The following is a 20,704-nucleotide window of genomic DNA, read 5'->3' on the forward strand; positions in this document are numbered from 1 at the left end:
CTGCAAATGATAGTTAATGATAACACTGTAATAATTTTACAGAATTTATGCGATAACGATGCATATCATAAGCTAGTTAGTCGTAAAACGACAATAAAATGACGACACATTCTTATTTTGAGTGTTTGAATTTACAAACTAATTCCCCTCTAGTATGAAAGTGGTATTAAGCTAATCCGTTAAAATGGGCTATCTAGACGATCTCATATCATTATTGAGCTTTGATAAGGTCAATTTATTGGCATGCCAATTGTCATATAAACAGTAGTACTAGCTTGTTTGCAGGCATTAATGGGATTACTTGAATTAAAAACGATTAAAAAATATCGCATGGATCGAATAATTTTGTTTCAGCCATATCTAAATAGAATTTACAAACAGTTACTTATGGTTGATTGTTTGTTTTTTGATGTTGGTTAGCTTTTTTTTAATTGATTTGCGATATAACTTGGTGGTTTGATGTTTTATCAGCACAAAAAAAGTGCAGGTGAACTATAAAGTGGCATTTTGGTGTGCAAAAGTAGTAATCAGAAAGAGACTTATACAATCACTGGTAGATTATTTAATGAACAAATTAATCGTAGTAGGCCTTTTGTAAACATACTTCTTGCAACTAGTACTAAAGGAGTAAATATATGCCAATTTACGTTTTAATTGGGTTGAAACAACTAAAAAGTGACACTTAGCAAAAAAACGTCAAAAAACTGTCATTAAATTACTGTATACATTATAATTACCAACTAATTAATGAGGATTGACGTAAAACAGAAAGTAGAAAGGGAAATTTTAAGCAAGGCATGACGCCAACGATAACTGTATTGAAGCCAATAAACCTATAGTTTTTGCTTCATTAGCTTACCGATGCAACCTCATATCATTGTTTTTTCCTGCAGTATCCTACTACATCAATTCAGGAGTAAAGCCTTGTGCTAAATCACCTGTTAGATGCAATAACTGGTTATGCTTAACAATCGACAAGCTCGATATAGAAAGCTAAACAAACAAGTTGAAGATGTTTAATTAACATCTTGTGGGAACCTATCTACAGTTTCGTTCTGAAACGTCAAACTCCAACAGAGTAAAAATTTGAAACGTGTCTCAGCAATCTGGAAGCTGTAATCTAGTGGCGGTAGCGTGTCTTTTTTCAGCTAACCAGGCGTCATCGATGGATTAATCAAGTCGTTATCAATAGATCCTGCTTCAGCTTTTGATCTAGCTCGTAATCTCTTCTTATCAAGCTCAACAACGTTTTCTATCTTTACTCTTATATTAAGAATCACCAGGACGTTTATTTATATGAAAATTGCCATCGCAGGCACAGGCTATGTAGGCTTATCTAACGCTATGTTATTGGCACAACACAATCAGGTTGTCGCAGTCGACATAGTAGAAGAAAAAATTGCCTTACTTAATGACCAAATCTCACCAATAGCCGATACAGAAATCGAAGACTTTCTAGTAAATAAAAAACTAAATTTTACTGCAACGTTAGATAAAGTATCAGCTTATAAAGATGCAAATTTTGTTATTATTGCAACACCAACAGATTATGATCCAGCGACTAACTATTTTAATACTTCATCGGTAGAGTCAGTCATAAAAGACGTTATGAGCATAAACCCTAATGCGGTGATGATCATAAAATCTACTGTGCCGGTTGGTTATACCGAGCGCATAAAGCAACAGTTTGATTGTCCTAATATTCTGTTCTCACCAGAGTTTTTACGCGAAGGTAAAGCTCTGCACGATAACTTATATCCGTCACGTATTATTGTTGGCGAACAAAGCGAACGTGCACAAACCTTCGCTAACTTGTTACTGCAAGGTGCGATTAAACAAGACATTGAGGTTTTGTTTACCCAATCAACCGAAGCCGAAGCTGTAAAATTGTTTTCAAACACTTACTTAGCTTTACGTGTTGCTTACTTTAACGAGCTAGACACCTATGCAGAAGCACACGGACTCGAAAGTAAACAAATTATCGACGGAGTCTGCTTAGACCCTCGTATAGGTAATCACTACAACAACCCATCGTTTGGCTATGGCGGATATTGTTTACCAAAAGATACTAAGCAATTGCGTGCAAACTATGCCGATGTGCCAAATAACTTAATTAGTGCAATTGTTGATTCCAATACCACTCGTAAAGATTTTATCGCTGAATCGATTCTAAAGCGTAACCCTAAAATAGTCGGTATCTATCGTTTAATCATGAAGTCAGGCTCAGATAATTTTAGATCATCGAGTATTCAAGGGATCATGAAGCGCATTAAAGCCAAGGGCGTAGAAGTCATCATTTATGAACCTGTACTAGAACAAGACGAGTTCTTTAATTCGAAAGTATACCGTGACCTCGAACAGTTTAAAGCCGATGCGGATGTAATTGTCTCTAATAGAGCCGCTGATGAGCTTAGTGATGTTACCGATAAAGTTTATACCAGAGATTTATTTGGTAATGACTAAAAATCAAAGGAATTTATAATGTTGAAAGTATTATCTGTATTTGGCACAAGGCCAGAAGCGATAAAGATGGCCCCGTTGGTCAAAGCCTTAGAAATTGATAACGGTATCGATGCAAAAGTATGTGTTACCGCTCAGCACAGAGAAATGCTTGATCAAGTATTAAACTTATTCGACATAAAACCAGATTTCGATCTAAATATCATGAAGCCGGGTCAGACACTTTATGACGTAACGACTAATATTTTGCTTGGTTTAAAACCTGTATTAGAAGAGTTCAAACCAGATATCGTTTTAGTGCATGGCGATACAGCGACAACGTTATCAACCAGTTTAGCTGCATACTATCAACAAATCCCCGTAGGCCATGTAGAAGCTGGATTAAGAACCGGTAATATTTATTCTCCCTGGCCAGAAGAAGGCAATCGTAAATTAACTGGAGCCATTGCAACTTTGCATTTTGCGCCTACCGAAGCTTCATTAAATAACTTATTAAATGAAGGTGTAAAACAAAGCCAAATAGCAACAACGGGTAATACTGTCATTGATGCTTTGTTCATTATAAAAAATAAACTGGATACAGATGCTGACCTAAATGCAGCTTTGGCGGCACAATACCCAGTAATTGATAAAAAGAAAAAAATGATCTTAGTAACTGGCCATCGTCGCGAAAGTTTTGGTGGTGGATTTGAACGTATATGCGAAGCTTTAGTGACAATAGCAAGCAATCATCCTGAGTGCCAAATCATATATCCGGTACATTTAAACCCAAACGTGCGCGAACCGGTTAATCGTATCCTGAAAAATGTTAATAATGTCCATTTAATCGAACCTTTAGATTATCTCCCTTTCGTGTATTTCATGAACCAAGCTCACATTCTACTAACTGATTCTGGTGGTATACAAGAAGAAGCCCCATCACTGGGTAAGCCTGTTTTAGTCATGCGCGATACAACAGAGCGTCCTGAAGCTGTCAACGCAGGTACGGTAAAACTGGTTGGTACAGACAAGCAAGTTATCATTGATGCAGTTGAAAGCTTATTGGTTAATAAAGATGAATACCGCGCAATGAGCCGAGCACATAACCCTTATGGTGATGGTAAAGCTTGCGAGCGGATTATTGACAGTATTAAACAGCATTTTGCTAATAAAACTAATTAATCAAGCTGTTTAAATATTAACTACATTTTCATACATATCAAATTCGTTTTAAGGAATAGTCATGTCGTTCAAAAAGGTTTCTGTTATTGGTTTAGGCTATATTGGTTTACCAACTGCTGCAGTTTTAGCATCTCGCGGTTTAGAAGTAGTTGGTGTTGATGTCAATCAACAAGCCGTTGATACAATAAACGAAGGGCGTATTCATATTGTAGAACCGGATCTAGACATCGTCGTTCGTGGTGTAGTGACTACCGGAAACCTTCGCGCGACAACAATCCCAGAGCCAGCAGAAGCATTTATGATTGCCGTGCCAACTCCCTTTAAAGAAGGTAATGCGCCAGATCTTAAATACATAGAAGCGGCGGCAAAAGCGATTGCGCCTGTATTAGAAAAGGGCAACTTGGTTATTCTAGAATCGACATCACCAGTTGGTGCAACAGAAAAACTATCAGCTTGGTTAAAGGAGGCTCGTCCTGACTTAACTTTCCCACAAGACTTAGGTGATAGTGCGGACATCAAAATTGCGCATTGTCCAGAACGTGTTTTACCTGGCTATGTATTGCAAGAATTAGTTTCTAATGACCGTGTTATTGGTGGAATGAGCAAAGCCTGTAGTTTGAGAGCGGTGGAACTATATGAAACATTTGTCCGTGGCGAATGTATTATCACCAATGCGCGTACAGCTGAAATGGCAAAACTTACTGAAAACTCGTTCCGTGACGTCAATATTGCTTTTGCTAATGAATTATCTGTTATTAGTGACAAGCTTAAAATCAATGTGTGGGAGCTGATTAAACTGGCTAATCGTCATCCTCGAGTCAATATCTTAAGCCCTGGTCCCTGTCTCTTGATCAGATCTCATAAGCTCTCGCCATCAGCAATCATTTCTTTCGCGACTCGGTAGCCTACAACATGAGACTGTAATGTACTCCAACCTTCCCAAACCGCCGTCCAGCTTGCGATCCCTGTTCGTTTGGTATCGGTGAAACCACCCAACTTTGCGATTGATTGATACGCCCATTTCAGACTCGGCGCGCCTTTATCTTTATGCCCTCTAGGCTTATTAAACCGCATTAGCACCTTCCATTCATCTTCTTCGAGTACCGTGTCACAGCGTTGAGCCTCCACTGCTTTGGCCTCCTCAACCAGCCCTTTTTTACGTAAATAATAAGGGATGGTGATGGCTTCTCTGAGTTGCAGTAAACGGACGCCGATAAAAGCTAAGATTGAAACCGCTCTTTCTAAGTTCTTAGGCTCTGTCATTCTTTGGCGCTCAGCTCCTGCACCCGTTTTCCATGCTTTATGAAAATCCTCAATTCGCCATCTTGCGGTGTAAATATCAATAATATGAAGTGCTTGAATTAACGTATCGATTGGCTCTGTTGTTAATAGCACCCAGCGCAACGGCTCAGTAACGCTTTTTGATGTTTTTTCTTGAGCGTACACCACGTTTACTGGCTTAGTCTCACCTTTCGTTTTGAACGTAACCTGTGCCACTTTAATTGTTAGCTTGGCTTTTCTTGCCACGCGGTTTACAGGCTTCCCTTTACTATTTTTTGTCCCTTTCTGGGCGATATCGATAGTGTATTCACCCAGTTCGGCTTGTGATTCAAGATGTTCAAATAACGTAGCGTCAGTCTCTATCAGCGCTCTAGAATGTTTCGCTCGAACAACGAAACGTTCATTATGCTGCTGTTTATCTTGAATATAACTCAGTATGTCTGCTTCTCTATCACACACTGAAATTACCCGTGACATGATGTCTCCCAAGCGTTGACGGCAGAAATAGGAGGCTTCTGACCACTTACCACTTTCTTTTTCGTCAGCATCTTCAGGATTATTAGGACGAAGCCAGTATTCTTGATGAATGAGCCCGATAGTCTGAGTCGTGAAGCTGTCTAATAGCAGGGTTGAATGAACCCACCAACCACGTGATTTATCTGTTGTTGTCCCCAGTTTGCCAAGCTCTTCTGCTACTTGATGTTTGTAACTCAACGCAGTGGTGTCATCAATGGCTAATATCTCAGCATAGGGCTGGGCAAGCTCTGCAGTATGTTGAAAACCAGAAGCTCTAATCACTTCTGGAGAAATGTTGTCATTACGGATCAATCGATAAGCCCCTTCAAGTTTAGCTTCATTACCTCGACATGATAAAGCGATTGACTTACCGCTACAACGCGCCATGTCGGCAGCGACTTCGATGACACGGTCAGTGCGACGTGAGTCACCAAATGAACCGTTTTTAAAGTGATTGTATGACCATTGCTCTGGGTTAAAAATTGACATCATTAATCTGCAAGTTGATTGAGTTACCAGATCTGATCATCGATTTGTCACAAAGTTCATTTTTGCTTCAGATTTGTGTAGAAGAGTCAGCCCTGGTCCTGGTGTTGGAGGCCACTGTATCGCGGTTGACCCATGGTTTATTGTGGATAGCTGCCCAGAAGAAGCTAATATTATTCGTCAAGCTCGTTTAACTAACGACGCAAAGCCTCATTACGTTATCGCGCAAATTGAAAAAGCGGCAGACGAATTTAAACGTCCTGTTATCGCGTGCTTAGGTTTAGCATTTAAAGCTGATATAGACGATCTTCGTGAAAGCCCTGCATTACAAATTGTTGAGCAATTAGCATTAAAAAATATTGGCCAACTTATTGCGGTGGAACCAAATGTACAATATCTACCTGAAAAATTAATAAATGCGGGTGTTGAACATGCAACGTTAGAAGCTGCACTAGAAAAAGCAAACATCATTGTTGTGCTTGTTGATCATAAGCAATTTAAAGCTGCCGATAAAATGCAGTTTGCAACTAAGGTTGTAATTGATACTCGCGGTATTATTTAGTTTTATAAATAAATAAACAAAATCCTTAAATTATTTTGTTGCTTTATATTATTACTAGGGTATTAATTTATGAAGGTTAAAACCAAAAAGAAATTAGCAATTTGCATTTGCACTTTTCGAAGAGCTGAACTTCTTACCGATTTATTAAGTTCAATATTTGAATCTGAAAAGTCAGATGTATTTGAGTTGTCAATTATTATTGTCGACAATGATGAGTTTGAAAGCGCTAAACATGTTATTGATAAATTCATGAATCGAGGGATTGATATTAGATATAATGTTGAATTATCAAGAAATATATCAAATGTTCGAAATCGATGTGTTGATCTCGCAAGAAATGTTGATACTGATTATATATTGTTTTTAGATGATGATGAATTTATAAGTAAAAATTACTTTTTGGGTTTGGCTTTATTATATGTAAAAGATAATCCAGATGTAATAATAGGTCCTGTTGTTACTTGTTATTACCCTGAAACTCCGAAATGGATTATCCAAACAAGAATTTTTGAACGGTCAAGACGCAAAACAGGTACGATACAATCGACAGGGAATACAGGTAATGCTTTTATCTCTTTAAAACTGATAGATAGAGTGGGCGGTTTTAATCTCGCTTATGGTACAAGCGGAGGTGAAGATTCTGAGTTTTTTTACCGGTGTAAATGTATAGGGACTAAATTTGTTTGGTGTGATGAATCAGAAGCATTTGAATATCTTGCTATGGATAGAGCCAATCTAAAATATGCTGTTAAACGAGCTAGGAGAGGCGGACAAACCTATGCAAAAATTAGGTGTTCGGAGTATTCATCCTTACAAAAAGTTTCAATAGCAATCACTAGATCTGTTTACGGTGGGTTAGGGGCAATATTTGCAATATTATTAATATTATTTTCTGCTAAGCGGGTTGGTCCTGCTCTTTTGATAAGATCAATAGCACGGCTTGGTCAAATAGAGGGCCTTTTTGGTAAAGCGATAAATATGTATGGTAAGTAAATTAATAAAGTCAGTATACAAGCTTTGTGGTGTTATAGATGTTGGTACAGTGAGTGCTGCTAACTTTTTAATTTCATTCTTTATTATTAGGGAGTTAGGCACTAAAGACTACGCTCTATATATGAATCTTTTTTCTATATTGATGTTAGCATCTACATTGCAAAATGCATTTTTTAATACAACACTTTCAGTTAAATACTCAAAAATTGATGATTCAAGAGAAAAAGAAACTAAAGCTCAATCCTTGTGTCTATTAGCAAACTTAGTTCATTTGTTTTTTGTTCTTCCTTGCATATACTTCATCGGAAAAGTTGACGCTGTTTTTGTTTTTTGTGTCTATTTATCATTCGTTTTATATTTGTCCCGCGAAGTTTATAGAGTATACAACTATGTATTCAACCTTAGAGGTATCATAATATTTTCGGCAATGAGTTCCCTTATTTTTACTGCAATTGGTTTATTATTACTGCTATTTTTTGACATAGAAGGCTTAACTCTTACTAATGTTTATGCTGTTACTATATTTTCTGGATTAATTTCGCTGTTCGCGTTGTTAAAAAGTATTAAATTTAAACTACCTTCATTAATGGATATAAAGGTATCAATTTCAGATGTGATATCAGTTGGGAAGTGGTCGTCTATTGGTTCTTTATCCACATGGGCTCAAAATAATAGTTATACATATTTAGCAACATTAGTTATTGGACTCGAAGCTACGGCTTCATTAGCGTTAGCGAGATTAATTATTATGCCCATAAATCTAGTAGCATCTGGGATCTATATGGCTGAAAAGCCTAAGTGGGCAAAGTTATATAAAGAAAATAAAAATAATTTTAAAAATCTTAGTAATAGAACATCTAAAATCATGTTCGTTTTTATTAGTGTATATGCCGTTGTAAGTATATTGCTATTAAATTATATAGAATATTTTTTAAAAGCAGATGTTAAAGTTGAACTTTTACTATGCTGGTTAGCAGCTTGCATTATTCAGGCTTTTAAGTTTGCTAACAGTAATATATTAAATGTTGCAGAAGAATTTAAATATCTTGCATTTATTGGTGTCATAATCTCATCAATCGGCGTTGTCGCGTCTGTTCTTCTTGGTTATACATTTGGTGCGATAGGTATTGTTTTTGGTTATGTGATTGGAGAATTACTACATTTACTTTGTACCAACTTTAAGATTCATCGAGGTGGGATCTTCAATGAAAATTAGTTATCGGGAGTTCATATCATTTTTATTATTAATTTTTTTGCTCAATTCTGCAGGAGTGTTTTCTCCATCTCTAACAATCAGAGACAGTGACTTTGCTTCTGAAGTGGAGGTGTCATCTAACATCATTAATAGGTTAGTGATGTTAGGGGCTTTTTTGGTATCTGTATTTTTTATTTTTAAAACGGAAAGAAAATATTATATTAAAATTGTTGCTAGTGCATGGCCTCTTTGGCTTTTATTATTTTATGCTTTTTTATCTTGTATATGGTCAGATGTAACTCTGACATCATTTACCCGCTTGACTCAACAAGTTTTTTTAATATCTTTTCTATTGTTTGTAATTACTTATTTAAGTCTTGATGATATTTATGGTGTGCTAAAAAAATTTTCAATAATAATAATATTAATTGGTATTATTTGTTTGCCATTTTCGTTTGCTTGGCAAGATATAGGTTTTAGATCAATACATGGTCATAAAAATACAGCTGGCTATATTTTTGCTTTAGCGGGATTGTTTTATCTTTGCGAGATATATATAAGAGGCTATAAGAATAAATCGAATTATATTTTCTTGCTATTGATATTTTTCCTGCTAGTTATTTCTAAATCGAAAACGTCATTAGCATTAATGATTTTTTCATATTTATTTGTACTAACGTTAAAACTCAACCAACAAATTAATGCTAAAACAATAATTTCTTTTATTGGCGGCGTAGCTAGTGTTGTTTTCCTATCTCTGTTATTAACTGACTCCAGTACATTAACAGATTTAGGTTTAGATTTTACTGGTCGAGCAATTATTTGGGATTTTGTTTTATTTGAAATGAAAGACTACGAATTACTTGGTTTTGGGTATCGGGCTTTTTGGGGGGTGGGAGAACAAGGGTTTAGTGTTCTTTATGGTGGGGATTTTGATTTCTTTATTACTAAATTAAATCAGTCTCATAATTCATATTTGGATATTTGGGTAATGTTAGGATATATAGGCTTAGTAACTTTTATAATATTTATTATTCATTCTATTATCGTAATCAATAAATTTAATTATTTGTTTGTTTCTATGTTTTTATTTTTTACAATTCACTCTTTCATGGAAACTGATTATTTTCGAAGTAATAATTTGATTTGGGTTCTGTACATTTTAATCTATTTATCTGGAATAAAAGAAAAGGTTAGTTTAAATGACAAGTAAAATTTTATTTGTTTCTAAAGATGCATCTTGGCAACGATATAGAAATGAAGTATTAATAGAATTAACGAAAAGGTTTGATTGTGAAGTTGATATTATAACTCAATGTAAAATAAAGCCTGATATTAAGTCTACAGATAAACTTCGTTATATAAAAAGTATGAATTTATTAAATAATATAGCTGGTTTGAGTTTTTTTCCAAAGACATATTACTATATTTTAAAAGAAAAACCTTTTGCTGTGCTGGCCCTTCCTAATAGTTCTAATATAACTGAGTTAACATTAGCTATATTTTGCAAGTTTACTAGTTCTAAATTAGTCTATTGGACTCATGGATATGATCATTGCCAACGACCTAAAAGTGGTATTAAAAAATACCTTGAAAAAATTAGGGTTGCTGTTATTAACTGGTGTGTATCACAAGGCGACTCGATTATTACATTTTCTAACTCAGGTAAAACTTATCTTACCTCTAAAGGAATTGATGATGCTAAAATATTTGTCGCACCAAATACACTTAATACCGAAAAACTATTAGCCAGTTACGATACTGTTAAACCCAGTAGTATTGATGCATTCAAAGCACAATATGATTTATGCAATAAGACGGTGTATTTGTTCTCCGGACGTTTGAGAGCAGGTAAACGTTTAGAACATTTTATTCAAGCACTTTCTATGAGTTCTAAAAAGTCTCAGTCTGCACTTGTTGTCGTAGGCGACGGTGATATGTCAGGAGAATGGCAAAAGCTAAGTCGAGAATATGAACTTAATATACATTTTTTGGGTGAAATATTTGATGAAGAAAAACTTGCGATAATTTTTAAAAGTGCCGATTGGTTCATAATGCCTGGATATGTAGGATTAGCCATTGTTCATGCGTTTAGTGCCGGTCTGCCGCTACTGACTGAAAATATTTCTTTTCACAGTCCTGAAATTAATTATTTGGAAGAAAATATCAATGGAGTGATGTTTAACGAATTTGCTATTAATGAGTGGGTAACGTTTATTGATGGTGATGGTGAAAATGAAGCAACTAAACTGCGAATGTCTACGGAAGCGTTAAGAACTGTTCGGAATGAAGCCAGTATTCAAAATCAATTGACTGCGATGGCCCTTGCTTTGGACATTTCACCTAATGTATAAAAGCAAGTTATATAAGTATTCTCCCATTATTTTTCAAGAATTATTGATTAATGCTAAAGCCATAGTGTATAGGTTATTAAGAGAAGGTCGGTCTTACAAATTAAGAGTAGAGCAATTATTACTTAATGCCGAATTGTCACGAGAGGAACTAATTTCTTTAAGTAAAACTGAACTTTCAAAACAACTATTTAATGCAAAAAATAACTGTGAATACTATAAGAATATAAATGGTTTTGAGCTAACGGATTTCCCCATTATTGACAAAGAATTGGTCAGGGGGAGCCCTAATAAATTTTTGAGTTCAGTTAAAACTAGCTTATGGACTTTCTCATCTCAGACTGGCGGCACTACTGGCAAACCATTAGAGTTATATGCTGACTTAGATGCAATTATAGAAGATCACGCTCAATCAGCAAGACAACTACACTGGGCTGGATTTAAGCCTGGTGATAAACGTATTTGGTTAAGGGCTGATTTAGTGGTTCCAATGGAACAAAGTATGGAACCCTATTGGCGCCGCAATATAGTTGATGAAATGTTGATGATGTCTGTTTATCATATTAATGAACAAACGGTATCTGATTATGTCGACCGTATAAATAAGTATAAACCAGATGTTATACAGGCTTACCCATCTGCTTTATATTTACTTGCTAAGTTGATCGAGAGTCAGGGGCTGGTTATTGATGTCTCAATTAAAGCCGTTATTTTATCTTCGGAATCTTTCGAACCTAATCAAGCTGAAATTATAGAACGGATTTTTAATGCTAAAGTATTCAGTTGGTATGGATTGAGTGAAAGAGTCGCAACAGTTGGAACTTGTAAAGAGGGTCAACTTCATTTGATTGAAGATTATGGCTATTATGAGTTTGATGACAAGAATATATTAATTGCAACTGGCTTCCATAATAAAAAAATGCCTTTAATTCGGTATAATACCGGAGATCAGTTTGTTGGTGTTGAGAATGAAATTAAACCATGCGATTGCGGTTCATCATTCAGAAAAGTAAAGGCGATTCGAGGTCGAGTTGGGGAGTACCTTGTCTCAGATAAAGGTTCAAAAGTTTCTATATTTAACCACATTCCCAAAGGTGTAGTTGGTTTGGTTGAACTTCAATTAAAGCAAGTTGAGCCGCTTAAAATTCTAGCTTTAATTGTAACAGGTAAAGATTTTAAAAAATCTTCTGAGATAAAGTTAATTAACAATATAAAAGATTATTTAGGATCTGGCATGGTGGTTGAAATTATTTATCTTGACCACATCCCGAGAACTAAAAACGGTAAGTTCCGACAGGCTATTTACGAAGTGAGAGATTAACATGTTTACTAGGCAAATCTTACTTAGTCATTCAAGTAACAGTGATTTAAATATACCTAATGGCTTCGATCGCTTTTATTTTGATGACTATATCGTGTATTACCATCATTTGAATGCTATTTATTCTTATCAGTCTGATAGCTTTGAATGTCTGATGGTAGGCGTAGTGGTGCACCCAGATTTAGCTGAATTTAACCTAAAAGACTTATTTAGTGGCGAAATCTTAAATCCTACTTTTTTACAAATTAATAAAATTTTAGAAAGAGTCTGCGGTCGTTATTACCTTTTGTACAAAGGTGATGACGGTGTTTTTGTTCGCTCAGATGCAACTTCTTTAGCACAGATTAATTACTGTAAAATGAAACAAATAATTGCTACAGATATTAATTTACTTAAATATTCAGGTGTAGACGTTAGTATTAACTCTGAAGCAGAAGGCTTTTATAAAGAAGTGTTTCCTCGGAAAGGTAATGGCAATGCTTGGATTGGGACCGACACTATATATAACGAGATCTGCAAAGCGTTACCTAATCATACTCTTAGTTTGTCAAATTATGAAGTAACCCGTTTTTGGCCTTGGAGAGACTTTAACTATATAGATTTTAATATAGCAGTTAGTGAAATAACTAATGAATTAAAGTTGACATTAAAAGCATTTTCTCGGTTAGCCCCACTTTCAATTGCGGTTACTGCTGGTAATGATAGTAGGGTTATGGCAGCAGCTTCTAAAGATGTATCCGAGTCCTGTTATTATTTCATCGACAAATTGTCATCTATGAATGATAGTCACCCCGATTTAGTTGTTGGCGCGAGGGTTTGCGAAGTTTTAAATGTTTATTTTAATAAGCATGATAATTTCGAGTCTATTTCTAATATCCCTTTAGAGTTTAAGAACTCATTTTCTGGCTCTGTCTTTTATTCATTACCAAAAAGATTGCCCGAAGTGTATAATTATTCTGTCAAGCTTTCTGGTCATATCAATATTTGTGGTGTCGGTGAATTTGGCCGCTCAGTATATGGCCCGTCAAAATTTAAAGTTGAACCCAACTATCTTTGTTATAAATATCAGTGCGCTAACTCTACTTATGCTAACAAAGTAACCACGAGTTGGCTTAATGAATTAAAACATCATCCCTATGCTTCACAGTATCCTATTAACACTTTATTTTATATTGAGCAGAAGCTTGGAAATTGGGGCGCGGTCGGAAATGCAGAATCAGATCTCGCGTTTGAAGAGGTTAACCCTTTTGCATCTCACTATTTAATAAGTAAAATGATTATGCTTAATAGTCGATATACCAGATACACTAATAATAAATTATTTTTACGTTTAGTTAGTAACATGGCCTCTGAATTGGACGGTATACCAATCAACCCAAAACATTCATTTTCTTCTAAACTTAAAACAGCTTTAAAATCTAGTTTTATTTTTTCTATTGTAGATATAGCCAAGTATCATTTAATCAATAATTTAGGGAAAAAAGTTTTGTAATGAACTTATGCCTGACTCTTCTACACAAGTATAAAAAATATTGAACTTCTGGGGTGAACTGTGATCAGATCAAGTAACTTCAGTTACTTAGAGAAAAACCATGTCAATATTCAACCCAGAGCAATGGTCATACAATCACTTTAAAAACGGTTTCTTTGGTGACCCGCGTCGCACAGATCGTGTCATCGAAGTCGCTGCAGATATGGCACGTTGTAGTGGTAAGTCTATCGCTTTATCATGTCAAGGTAATGAGGCTAAAGTTGAAGGGGCTTATCGATTGATCCGTAACGACAACATTTCTCCAGAAGTAATTAGAGCTTCTGGTTTTCAACATACTGCAGAGCTTGCCCAGCCCTATGCTGAGATATTAGCCATTGATGACACCACTGCGCTGAGTTACAAACATCAAGTAGCAGAAGAGCTTGGCAAACTGGGGACGACGACAGATAAATCACGTGGTTGGTGGGTTCATTCAACCCTGCTATTAGACAGCTTCACGACTCAGACTATCGGGCTCATTCATCAAGAATACTGGCTTCGTCCTAATAATCCTGAAGATGCTGACGAAAAAGAAAGCGGTAAGTGGTCAGAAGCCTCTTATTTCTGCCGTCAACGCTTGGGAAAGCTCATGTCACGGGTAATTTCAGTGTGTGATAGAGAAGCAGACATACTGAGTTATATTCAAGATAAACAGAAGCATAATGAGCGTTTTGTCGTTCGAGCGAAACATTCTAGAGCGCTGATAGAGACTGACTCTACGTTATTTGAACATCTTGAATCACAAGCCGAACGGGGTGAATACACTATCGATATCGCCCAGAAGGGGACAAAAAATAGTAAAGGGAAGCCTGTAAACCGCGTGGCAAGAAAAGCCAAGCTAACCATTAAAGTGGCACAGGTTACGTTCAAAACGAAAGGTGAGACTAAGCCAGTAAACGTGGTGTACGCTCAAGAAAAAACATCAAAAAGCGTTACTGAGCCGTTGCGCTGGGTGCTATTAACAACAGAGCCAATCGATACGTTAATTCAAGCACTTCATATTATTGATATTTACACCGCAAGATGGCGAATTGAGGATTTTCATAAAGCATGGAAAACGGGTGCAGGAGCTGAGCGCCAAAGAATGACAGAGCCTAAGAACTTAGAAAGAGCGGTTTCAATCTTAGCTTTTATCGGCGTCCGTTTACTGCAACTCAGAGAAGCCATCACCATCCCTTATTATTTACGTAAAAAAGGGCTGGTTGAGGAGGCCAAAGCAGTGGAGGCTCAACGCTGTGACACGGTACTCGAAGAAGATGAATGGAAGGTGCTAATGCGGTTTAATAAGCCTAGAGGGCATAAAGATAAAGGCGCGCCGAGTCTGAAATGGGCGTATCAATCAATCGCAAAGTTGGGTGGTTTCACCGATACCAAACGAACAGGGATCGCAAGCTGGACGGCGGTTTGGGAAGGTTGGAGTACATTGCAGTCTCATGTTGTAGGCTACCGAGTCGCGAAAGAAATGATTGCTGATGGCGAGAGCTTATGAAATCTGATCAAGAGACAGAACTTATGCTTTACGGAATTTAAAGCGGGGTGTAATTAATATATATTTATTAAGTTTGTTAAGTTAATCTATTTGTTATTGTTTAATTAAGTCGTTCCAAACTCTGTTTCAATAGAACGAGGTTCCTGTTTTTATTTATGGTGGAATTGGTTGCGTTATTCATAAACGATCTATAATTGGCGAGCGTGGATGTATCGAACAAGGTATTACTATCGGTCGTAAGCCAAAGATTCATGCCCAATAATTGGTGGTGATATATATTGGTGCAGGTGCACGTATACAGGGAAAAATAACCATTGGAGATAATGTGATTATTGGTGCAAACTCCGTTGTTGTTAACGATATACCGAGTCATTGTGTTATTTCCGGTTAGCCAGCTAAAGTCGTTAAAAAAATTTGATGTTTTATTCGGAGTGAACTAGGAGGTTTTATAAAGTGGGGTATATTGAAATTTCTAACCAAATATTAGTAAATGCAAAGTTTCATAATTACAAAGGTCAAGACCCTTTTGATGGATTAAACAGTCCTATATTCGATTTTTTCCCATTTTTGAAGCATGGTTTGTTTGGCCTGATTTGGATTCAGTTCCATAAACGTTCTGCTATTAATTTTAGGCCTTTGTGTTTGGTTCCTAAAATGCGTAATCCCAAAGGAATCGCTTTATTCATATTGGGGCTACTTGAGGACTATCGCATATATCAAGATGTCAATTACCTCAATGAAGCAATAAAGCTTGCCGATTGGTTATTAACTCAACAAAGCGATATATCTCTTTGGAAGCATAGTTGTTGGGGATATCATTTTGATTGGAATGCAAGGGCATTTTTCGTTCCTAAAGGTAAACCAAATATTATTACCACTATTTATGTTGCGCAGGCGCTGTATGCTCTCAGTGAGGTAACTGGTGATAATAAATATCGTGTTCATGCGCTGGATTCGGCACATTTTATTGTAAAAACACTATATAGCGAGCTTGAAGGGCGTCAGTTTTTTGCTTATATTCCGGGTGAAACCGCCTTTGTACATAATGCTAGTTTATGGGGCGCTGCATGGGTTGCTAAAGTTGCCGTGTTGACTAATAACCATAACTACAAGCAATTAGCTTTGAATGCCGCAAGGCAGTCTGTGTCTGAGCAAGGCGTTGACGGTTCTTGGGTGTATGGTGCTCGCCATCATCATCAATTTATTGACGGTTTTCACACCGGTTATAATCTTGAAGCGCTTAGAATGCTTAGTGATGTATTGATGATTGACGATTTTGAACCGGCTATTGATCTTGGTTTTGCATATTATAAGGAGCACTTATTTGAGGATGATGGTACTGCCAAATATTATAATAAAAACCGTTATCCATTAGATATGCACAGTGTATCACAAGCAATTTTTACACTCACAAAAGTAGGTAAAACTCCGGCTGATTTTGCTATGGCAGATAAAGTTATTAAGCGTGCAATTGACACCTTATATTTATCCAAACAGCAACGCTTTATTTATCAACAGAATAAAAAATTCGCAAATAAAGTTGATTATGTGCGTTGGACACAAGCATGGGTTTATTATTCCTTTGCTTATTTTAATCGTATGACTGTTGAAAGTAAGCAACCTAATAGTTGAGTAACTATTAGCCTAATATAAGCATGGATTGATCACATAATGAAACGTATTGAGTTTTTAAAATCTCCCATGGATATAGCATCCATGTCTGGAACTGTTAAGTTTATCGAAACCAAAATAGTCAACGGTGAATTTCTACAGCACGTAGTCGTCAATGTTGCCAAAATAGTCAATATGCAAAAAGACCCTGTTTTGGCTGCGTCGGTCAAAGCATGTGATGTAATCAACATTGATGGAATGGGGGTTGTGTTTGGCGCTCGATTCTTAGGCCATGACGTACCTGAAAGAGTATCAGGGGTAGATTTATTTCATGAATTATTAAAAATGAGTGCTCGTTGCAATTTTCCTGTGTTTCTTTTGGGGGCGACAGATGAAGTGGTCACTAAAACTTCAGATAATGTTAAAGCACTTTATCCAAACTTAACGATTGCAGGCTTTAACGACGGTTACTTCTGGGAAAATGAAGAAGCTGTAGTAAACAAGATCCGCGCATCGGGTGCTAAGTTATTGTTTGTTGCTATAACATCACCAAAAAAAGAAAACTTCATCAACAAATGGCAAGATAAGCTAGGTGTCGATTTTGTGATGGGAGTCGGTGGCACTTTTGATGTGGTTGCCGGCAAGGTAAAACGTGCGCCGTTATGGATGCAAAAAAGTGGCTTGGAATGGTTATATAGAGTAATTCAAGAACCAAGAAGAATGTGGAAAAGATACCTGATTACAAACTCTACTTTTGCTTTTTTGCTTTTTAAAGAAAAGTTTTTTACTAAATAAGAACATAAATTATGGATTCGCGAAAAACTTTGGATGTTGAAAAAGACAGCTATACATTTTTGTATCGTCTTATTGATATCTTAATTATTATTATTTGTTTCAATGCAGCACTTCTTTTATATGGTGCAGTTTTTTCTAAAGATTACTTAATTGTATTAATATTTACTTTACTTGTTTATTCCTATTTATCAGAATCATTTCAATTGTATCGTTCATGGCGAGTTGGGAAGTTTTCAAGAATGATTAGTTCATTGTTTTTGGTGAAACTTTTTTGCTTTTTTATTGTTGCATCTAGTTTATTTCTTCTTAAAGAATCTGAGACATTTTCCCGTATTATCATTGTTGGCTGGTTTACGTTATCAATTATATGTTTAATGACCTGGCGTTTTTTAGCTAAATGGATTAAATCATTGCGTAGACGGTCTGGATTTGGTTTTCAAGATGTTGCCATAGTAGGTTTAACATCATCAGGTATAAATCTTTATCGTGAAATATTAAAAAATTATGAATTAGGTTTTAAATTTGTTGGTTTCTTTGATGATAGAGAACCGAAACGCCTTGGTGGTATGCAAACTACTCTCATTGAGGGGGGGGTTAATGAAGCTGTTGCTTTAGCTAAAAATGGAAAAATACAAAAGTTGTATATTTGCTTACCCATGGTAGCTGAAAAACGTATTGCTGATATTATTGAGCAGCTTGGAAATACCACTGTCGATGTATTAATCACTCCTGATTTTCTACTAAAAAACTTAATGCAGGCTCGAATCGGTAGCGTCGGTGACGTTGACACTATAAGTGTATTTGAGTCTCCAGTAAACGGTATGAGACGTTTTTACAAGCGAACTTTCGATATAATATTTAGCTTAACTGCTATTTTAGCCCTATCGCCTGTTTTGGTGATTATTGGTGCCGCAATTAAACTAAATTCACCAGGCGCTGTCATTTTTAAGCAAGATCGATATGGCTTAGATGGTCGCAAGATTAAAGTATGGAAGTTTCGTTCGATGACGGTAACCGAAAACAGTGATGTTGTTACACAAGCTACCAAAGGCGATACCCGCATTACTAAAGTGGGTGCTTTTTTACGAAAAACATCTTTGGATGAGTTACCGCAATTTTTTAATGTGTTTAAGGGCGATATGTCAGTAGTGGGTCCTCGTCCACATGCCGTGGCTCACAACGAGGAGTATCGGAAATTAGTCACTTATTACATGTTACGCCACAAGGTGTTACCAGGTATTACTGGTTGGGCACAAGTGAATGGCTGGCGCGGTGAAACCGATACTTTAAATAAGATGGAAAAACGAATTGAGTACGATCTAGCTTATATTCGTAACTGGACCTTGTGGTGGGATATAAAAATTGTTTTTATGACTATTTTTAAAGGCTTTGTTGGTAAGAACGTTTATTAGTGAGGTTATGCTTATCCTTTTGTAGGTTCTTTTCTTTACGATAGGTTTTTAATATTAAGTTGCGTTTATTTATTAGTCTTTCGGATGATGTTTAGTTGTTTGTCATTCTGGTAACGTTTTAATTTTATGATACTTATTAAGAGCTTTTACTTTACCTTGTATAGGTTAGGTGTTCGCTGCGGTATCTGCTTTTGTTAAAGGTTTAAAGGCTGGATTCCCGATAAGATATCTTGGGGATTACGGCGAAGAAAAATTTACTCACTGACGTGATAGCGTTGGTGTTAATTATTTCCATGTATTTATTTTATAAGGATATAAATCATGAATGTACCGTATAAGTTGAGTTGCATCGCTACAGTGGTTGCTGCAATAGTGATAACAAACCCTGTGTCTGCTGCAGATGAAAAAGCCGGTGTTATTCGTACTGAGTCTGGTATTGATTTCACCCCTGGTTTAAACAGTGGCTTGAAATATGATGACAACATTACTAGCGCAAATGCTTCAGTTGATAAGTTAGATAGTTGGATACTAACTGTGACTCCTGCAGTTCAAGCCCAACTAATTGACGGCAGCAGTGTTTTTACACTTGATGCGGGCATTGAGTATGGTGATTACTTTTCTAGTAGCGATGATAATTATTTAGATGCTTTGATCAAGGCCAAAGCAGAGGTTGATGTTAATCAGTCTAGACGATTCGGCCTTGAGGCAACTTATATTTCTGGTCATGAAGACCGCGGTAGCGGGATTTTCGAAGGCAACAGTGGTGCTGATCAGGATGAGCCAAATACTTATGATGTTTCAAGTGTCGGCGGCTTTTATGAATATGGTGCTAAAACTACCCCCGCACGTATCCGAGCTAATGCTAAGTACTTAAGTAAAGAATACAGTAACTTTGAATCTATCACTCAATTTCGTAATTTTGATGACACCACATTAGGTGCCACCTTTTACTATGATACAAGAGCTTCTACCAGTATTTTTATTGACTTTCAAAACGTAGGCACTGTTTATGAAGTAGTCGATCCTACTGGCGATCGTGATAGTACTACTAATACTGCTAGAGTCGGTGTTGAATGGCTCGCTTCTGCGTCGACTGAAGGTAGCATTGGTATAGGTTATCAACGGAAAGGCTTTGACAATGATACCCGTGAAGACTTTAGTGGTTTATCGTGGGACGCTAAAGTGACCTGGACTCCGTTAACCTATTCTGCTTTTGATTTTTCTACTGGCAGAACGAGTCGAGACCCTAATGGCGCAGGTGACTTTATTAGAGGGACTAGTTATGGGGTCAAATGGCATCATGAATGGAGCGAACTGTTTACCTCCTCTGTTGGATTCAAGCAAGTAAATGACGACTATACTGGTGTCGAACGTGAGGACAAAAGTAAAATTTACCAATTCGGCCTTAATTATTACGTCACCCGTTGGTTAACCTTAAACACTGGAGTCGATATTATTGAGGTTGATTCTACTGACAACCAATATGCTTTTGATCGAAATGTATACTTTATTAAAGCAGAAATGACACTCTAGGAAGGCC

At 36.5% G+C, this 20,704-nt stretch carries 15 protein-coding genes and 2 pseudogenes; 16 read left to right on the forward strand and 1 reads right to left on the reverse strand.

Going from position 1 to position 20,704, the window contains the following annotated elements:
* Nucleotides 1–1,296: 1,296 nt before the first annotated feature.
* From HNW13_RS03930 to wecC, 3 genes and pseudogenes are all read left to right on the forward strand, one after another.
* A complete protein-coding gene (locus tag HNW13_RS03930) occupies nt 1,297–2,463 on the forward strand; it encodes a nucleotide sugar dehydrogenase (RefSeq protein WP_192115232.1) in 1,167 nt (388 codons plus the stop codon).
* A gap of 18 nt (nt 2,464–2,481) precedes the next feature.
* A complete protein-coding gene (gene wecB / locus HNW13_RS03935; RefSeq protein ID WP_192115231.1) occupies nt 2,482–3,621 on the forward strand; it encodes a UDP-N-acetylglucosamine 2-epimerase (non-hydrolyzing) in 1,140 nt (379 codons plus the stop codon).
* A 61-nt stretch (nt 3,622–3,682) separates the two neighbouring features.
* A pseudogene (wecC, locus tag HNW13_RS03940) lies at nt 3,683–4,462 on the forward strand (UDP-N-acetyl-D-mannosamine dehydrogenase); the annotation flags it as partial.
* Nucleotides 4,463–4,479: 17 nt separating this feature from the next.
* Here wecC and HNW13_RS03945 read toward each other — a convergent pair.
* Nucleotides 4,480–5,910 (reverse strand): IS4 family transposase, encoded by a 1,431-nt coding sequence (locus tag HNW13_RS03945; RefSeq protein ID WP_192114377.1) that lies wholly within the window; start codon nt 5,908–5,910, stop codon nt 4,480–4,482.
* Nucleotides 5,911–5,992: 82 nt separating this feature from the next.
* Between HNW13_RS03945 and HNW13_RS03950 the strand changes: the two are divergent.
* From HNW13_RS03950 to HNW13_RS04010, 13 genes and pseudogenes are all read left to right on the forward strand, one after another.
* Nucleotides 5,993–6,466, forward strand: a pseudogene (locus HNW13_RS03950) (UDP binding domain-containing protein); the annotation flags it as partial.
* Nucleotides 6,467–6,535: 69 nt separating this feature from the next.
* Entirely contained in the window at nt 6,536–7,459 is a 924-nt protein-coding gene (locus tag HNW13_RS03955) for a glycosyltransferase family 2 protein (RefSeq protein ID WP_192115230.1), read from the forward strand.
* Complete coding sequence (locus HNW13_RS03960) at nt 7,449–8,675, forward strand: oligosaccharide flippase family protein (protein WP_192115229.1); 1,227 nt, start codon at nt 7,449–7,451, stop codon at nt 8,673–8,675. The genes HNW13_RS03955 and HNW13_RS03960 overlap by 11 nt, the downstream gene beginning before the upstream one ends.
* Nucleotides 8,665–9,867, forward strand: a complete 1,203-nt coding sequence (locus HNW13_RS03965) for an O-antigen ligase family protein (RefSeq protein WP_192115228.1) — start codon at nt 8,665–8,667, stop codon at nt 9,865–9,867. Before HNW13_RS03960 ends, HNW13_RS03965 begins: the two co-directional genes overlap by 11 nt.
* A complete protein-coding gene (locus HNW13_RS03970) occupies nt 9,857–11,008 on the forward strand; it encodes a glycosyltransferase family 4 protein (protein WP_192115227.1) in 1,152 nt (383 codons plus the stop codon). The genes HNW13_RS03965 and HNW13_RS03970 overlap by 11 nt, the downstream gene beginning before the upstream one ends.
* Nucleotides 11,001–12,326 (forward strand): phenylacetate--CoA ligase family protein, encoded by a 1,326-nt coding sequence (locus HNW13_RS03975; protein WP_192115226.1) that lies wholly within the window; start codon nt 11,001–11,003, stop codon nt 12,324–12,326. The genes HNW13_RS03970 and HNW13_RS03975 overlap by 8 nt, the downstream gene beginning before the upstream one ends.
* 1 nt (nt 12,327) lies before the next feature.
* Nucleotides 12,328–13,818: a hypothetical protein gene (locus tag HNW13_RS03980; protein ID WP_192115225.1), complete on the forward strand. Its 1,491-nt coding sequence runs from the start codon at nt 12,328–12,330 to the stop codon at nt 13,816–13,818.
* Between the two features lie 100 nt (nt 13,819–13,918).
* Entirely contained in the window at nt 13,919–15,346 is a 1,428-nt protein-coding gene (locus HNW13_RS03985) for an IS4 family transposase (protein ID WP_192114076.1), read from the forward strand.
* A 268-nt stretch (nt 15,347–15,614) separates the two neighbouring features.
* Nucleotides 15,615–15,737: a hypothetical protein gene (locus tag HNW13_RS03990; RefSeq protein ID WP_347813077.1), complete on the forward strand. Its 123-nt coding sequence runs from the start codon at nt 15,615–15,617 to the stop codon at nt 15,735–15,737.
* A gap of 62 nt (nt 15,738–15,799) precedes the next feature.
* Nucleotides 15,800–16,978, forward strand: a complete 1,179-nt coding sequence (locus HNW13_RS03995) for an aspartate-semialdehyde dehydrogenase (RefSeq protein ID WP_192115223.1) — start codon at nt 15,800–15,802, stop codon at nt 16,976–16,978.
* Nucleotides 16,979–17,017: 39 nt separating this feature from the next.
* Nucleotides 17,018–17,752 carry a WecB/TagA/CpsF family glycosyltransferase gene (locus HNW13_RS04000; protein ID WP_123776941.1) on the forward strand — a complete coding sequence of 245 codons (735 nt, stop codon included), beginning with the start codon at nt 17,018–17,020 and terminating at the stop codon, nt 17,750–17,752.
* Between the two features lie 11 nt (nt 17,753–17,763).
* On the forward strand, nt 17,764–19,164 hold the full coding sequence (locus tag HNW13_RS04005; protein ID WP_192115222.1) for an undecaprenyl-phosphate glucose phosphotransferase: 1,401 nt from the start codon (nt 17,764–17,766) through the stop codon (nt 19,162–19,164).
* A 321-nt stretch (nt 19,165–19,485) separates the two neighbouring features.
* Nucleotides 19,486–20,697: an outer membrane beta-barrel protein gene (locus HNW13_RS04010; RefSeq protein ID WP_123776939.1), complete on the forward strand. Its 1,212-nt coding sequence runs from the start codon at nt 19,486–19,488 to the stop codon at nt 20,695–20,697.
* Nucleotides 20,698–20,704: the final 7 nt, after the last annotated feature.

This window comes from Shewanella sp. BF02_Schw (assembly GCF_014596695.2).
Lineage (GTDB): Bacteria > Pseudomonadota > Gammaproteobacteria > Enterobacterales > Shewanellaceae > Shewanella.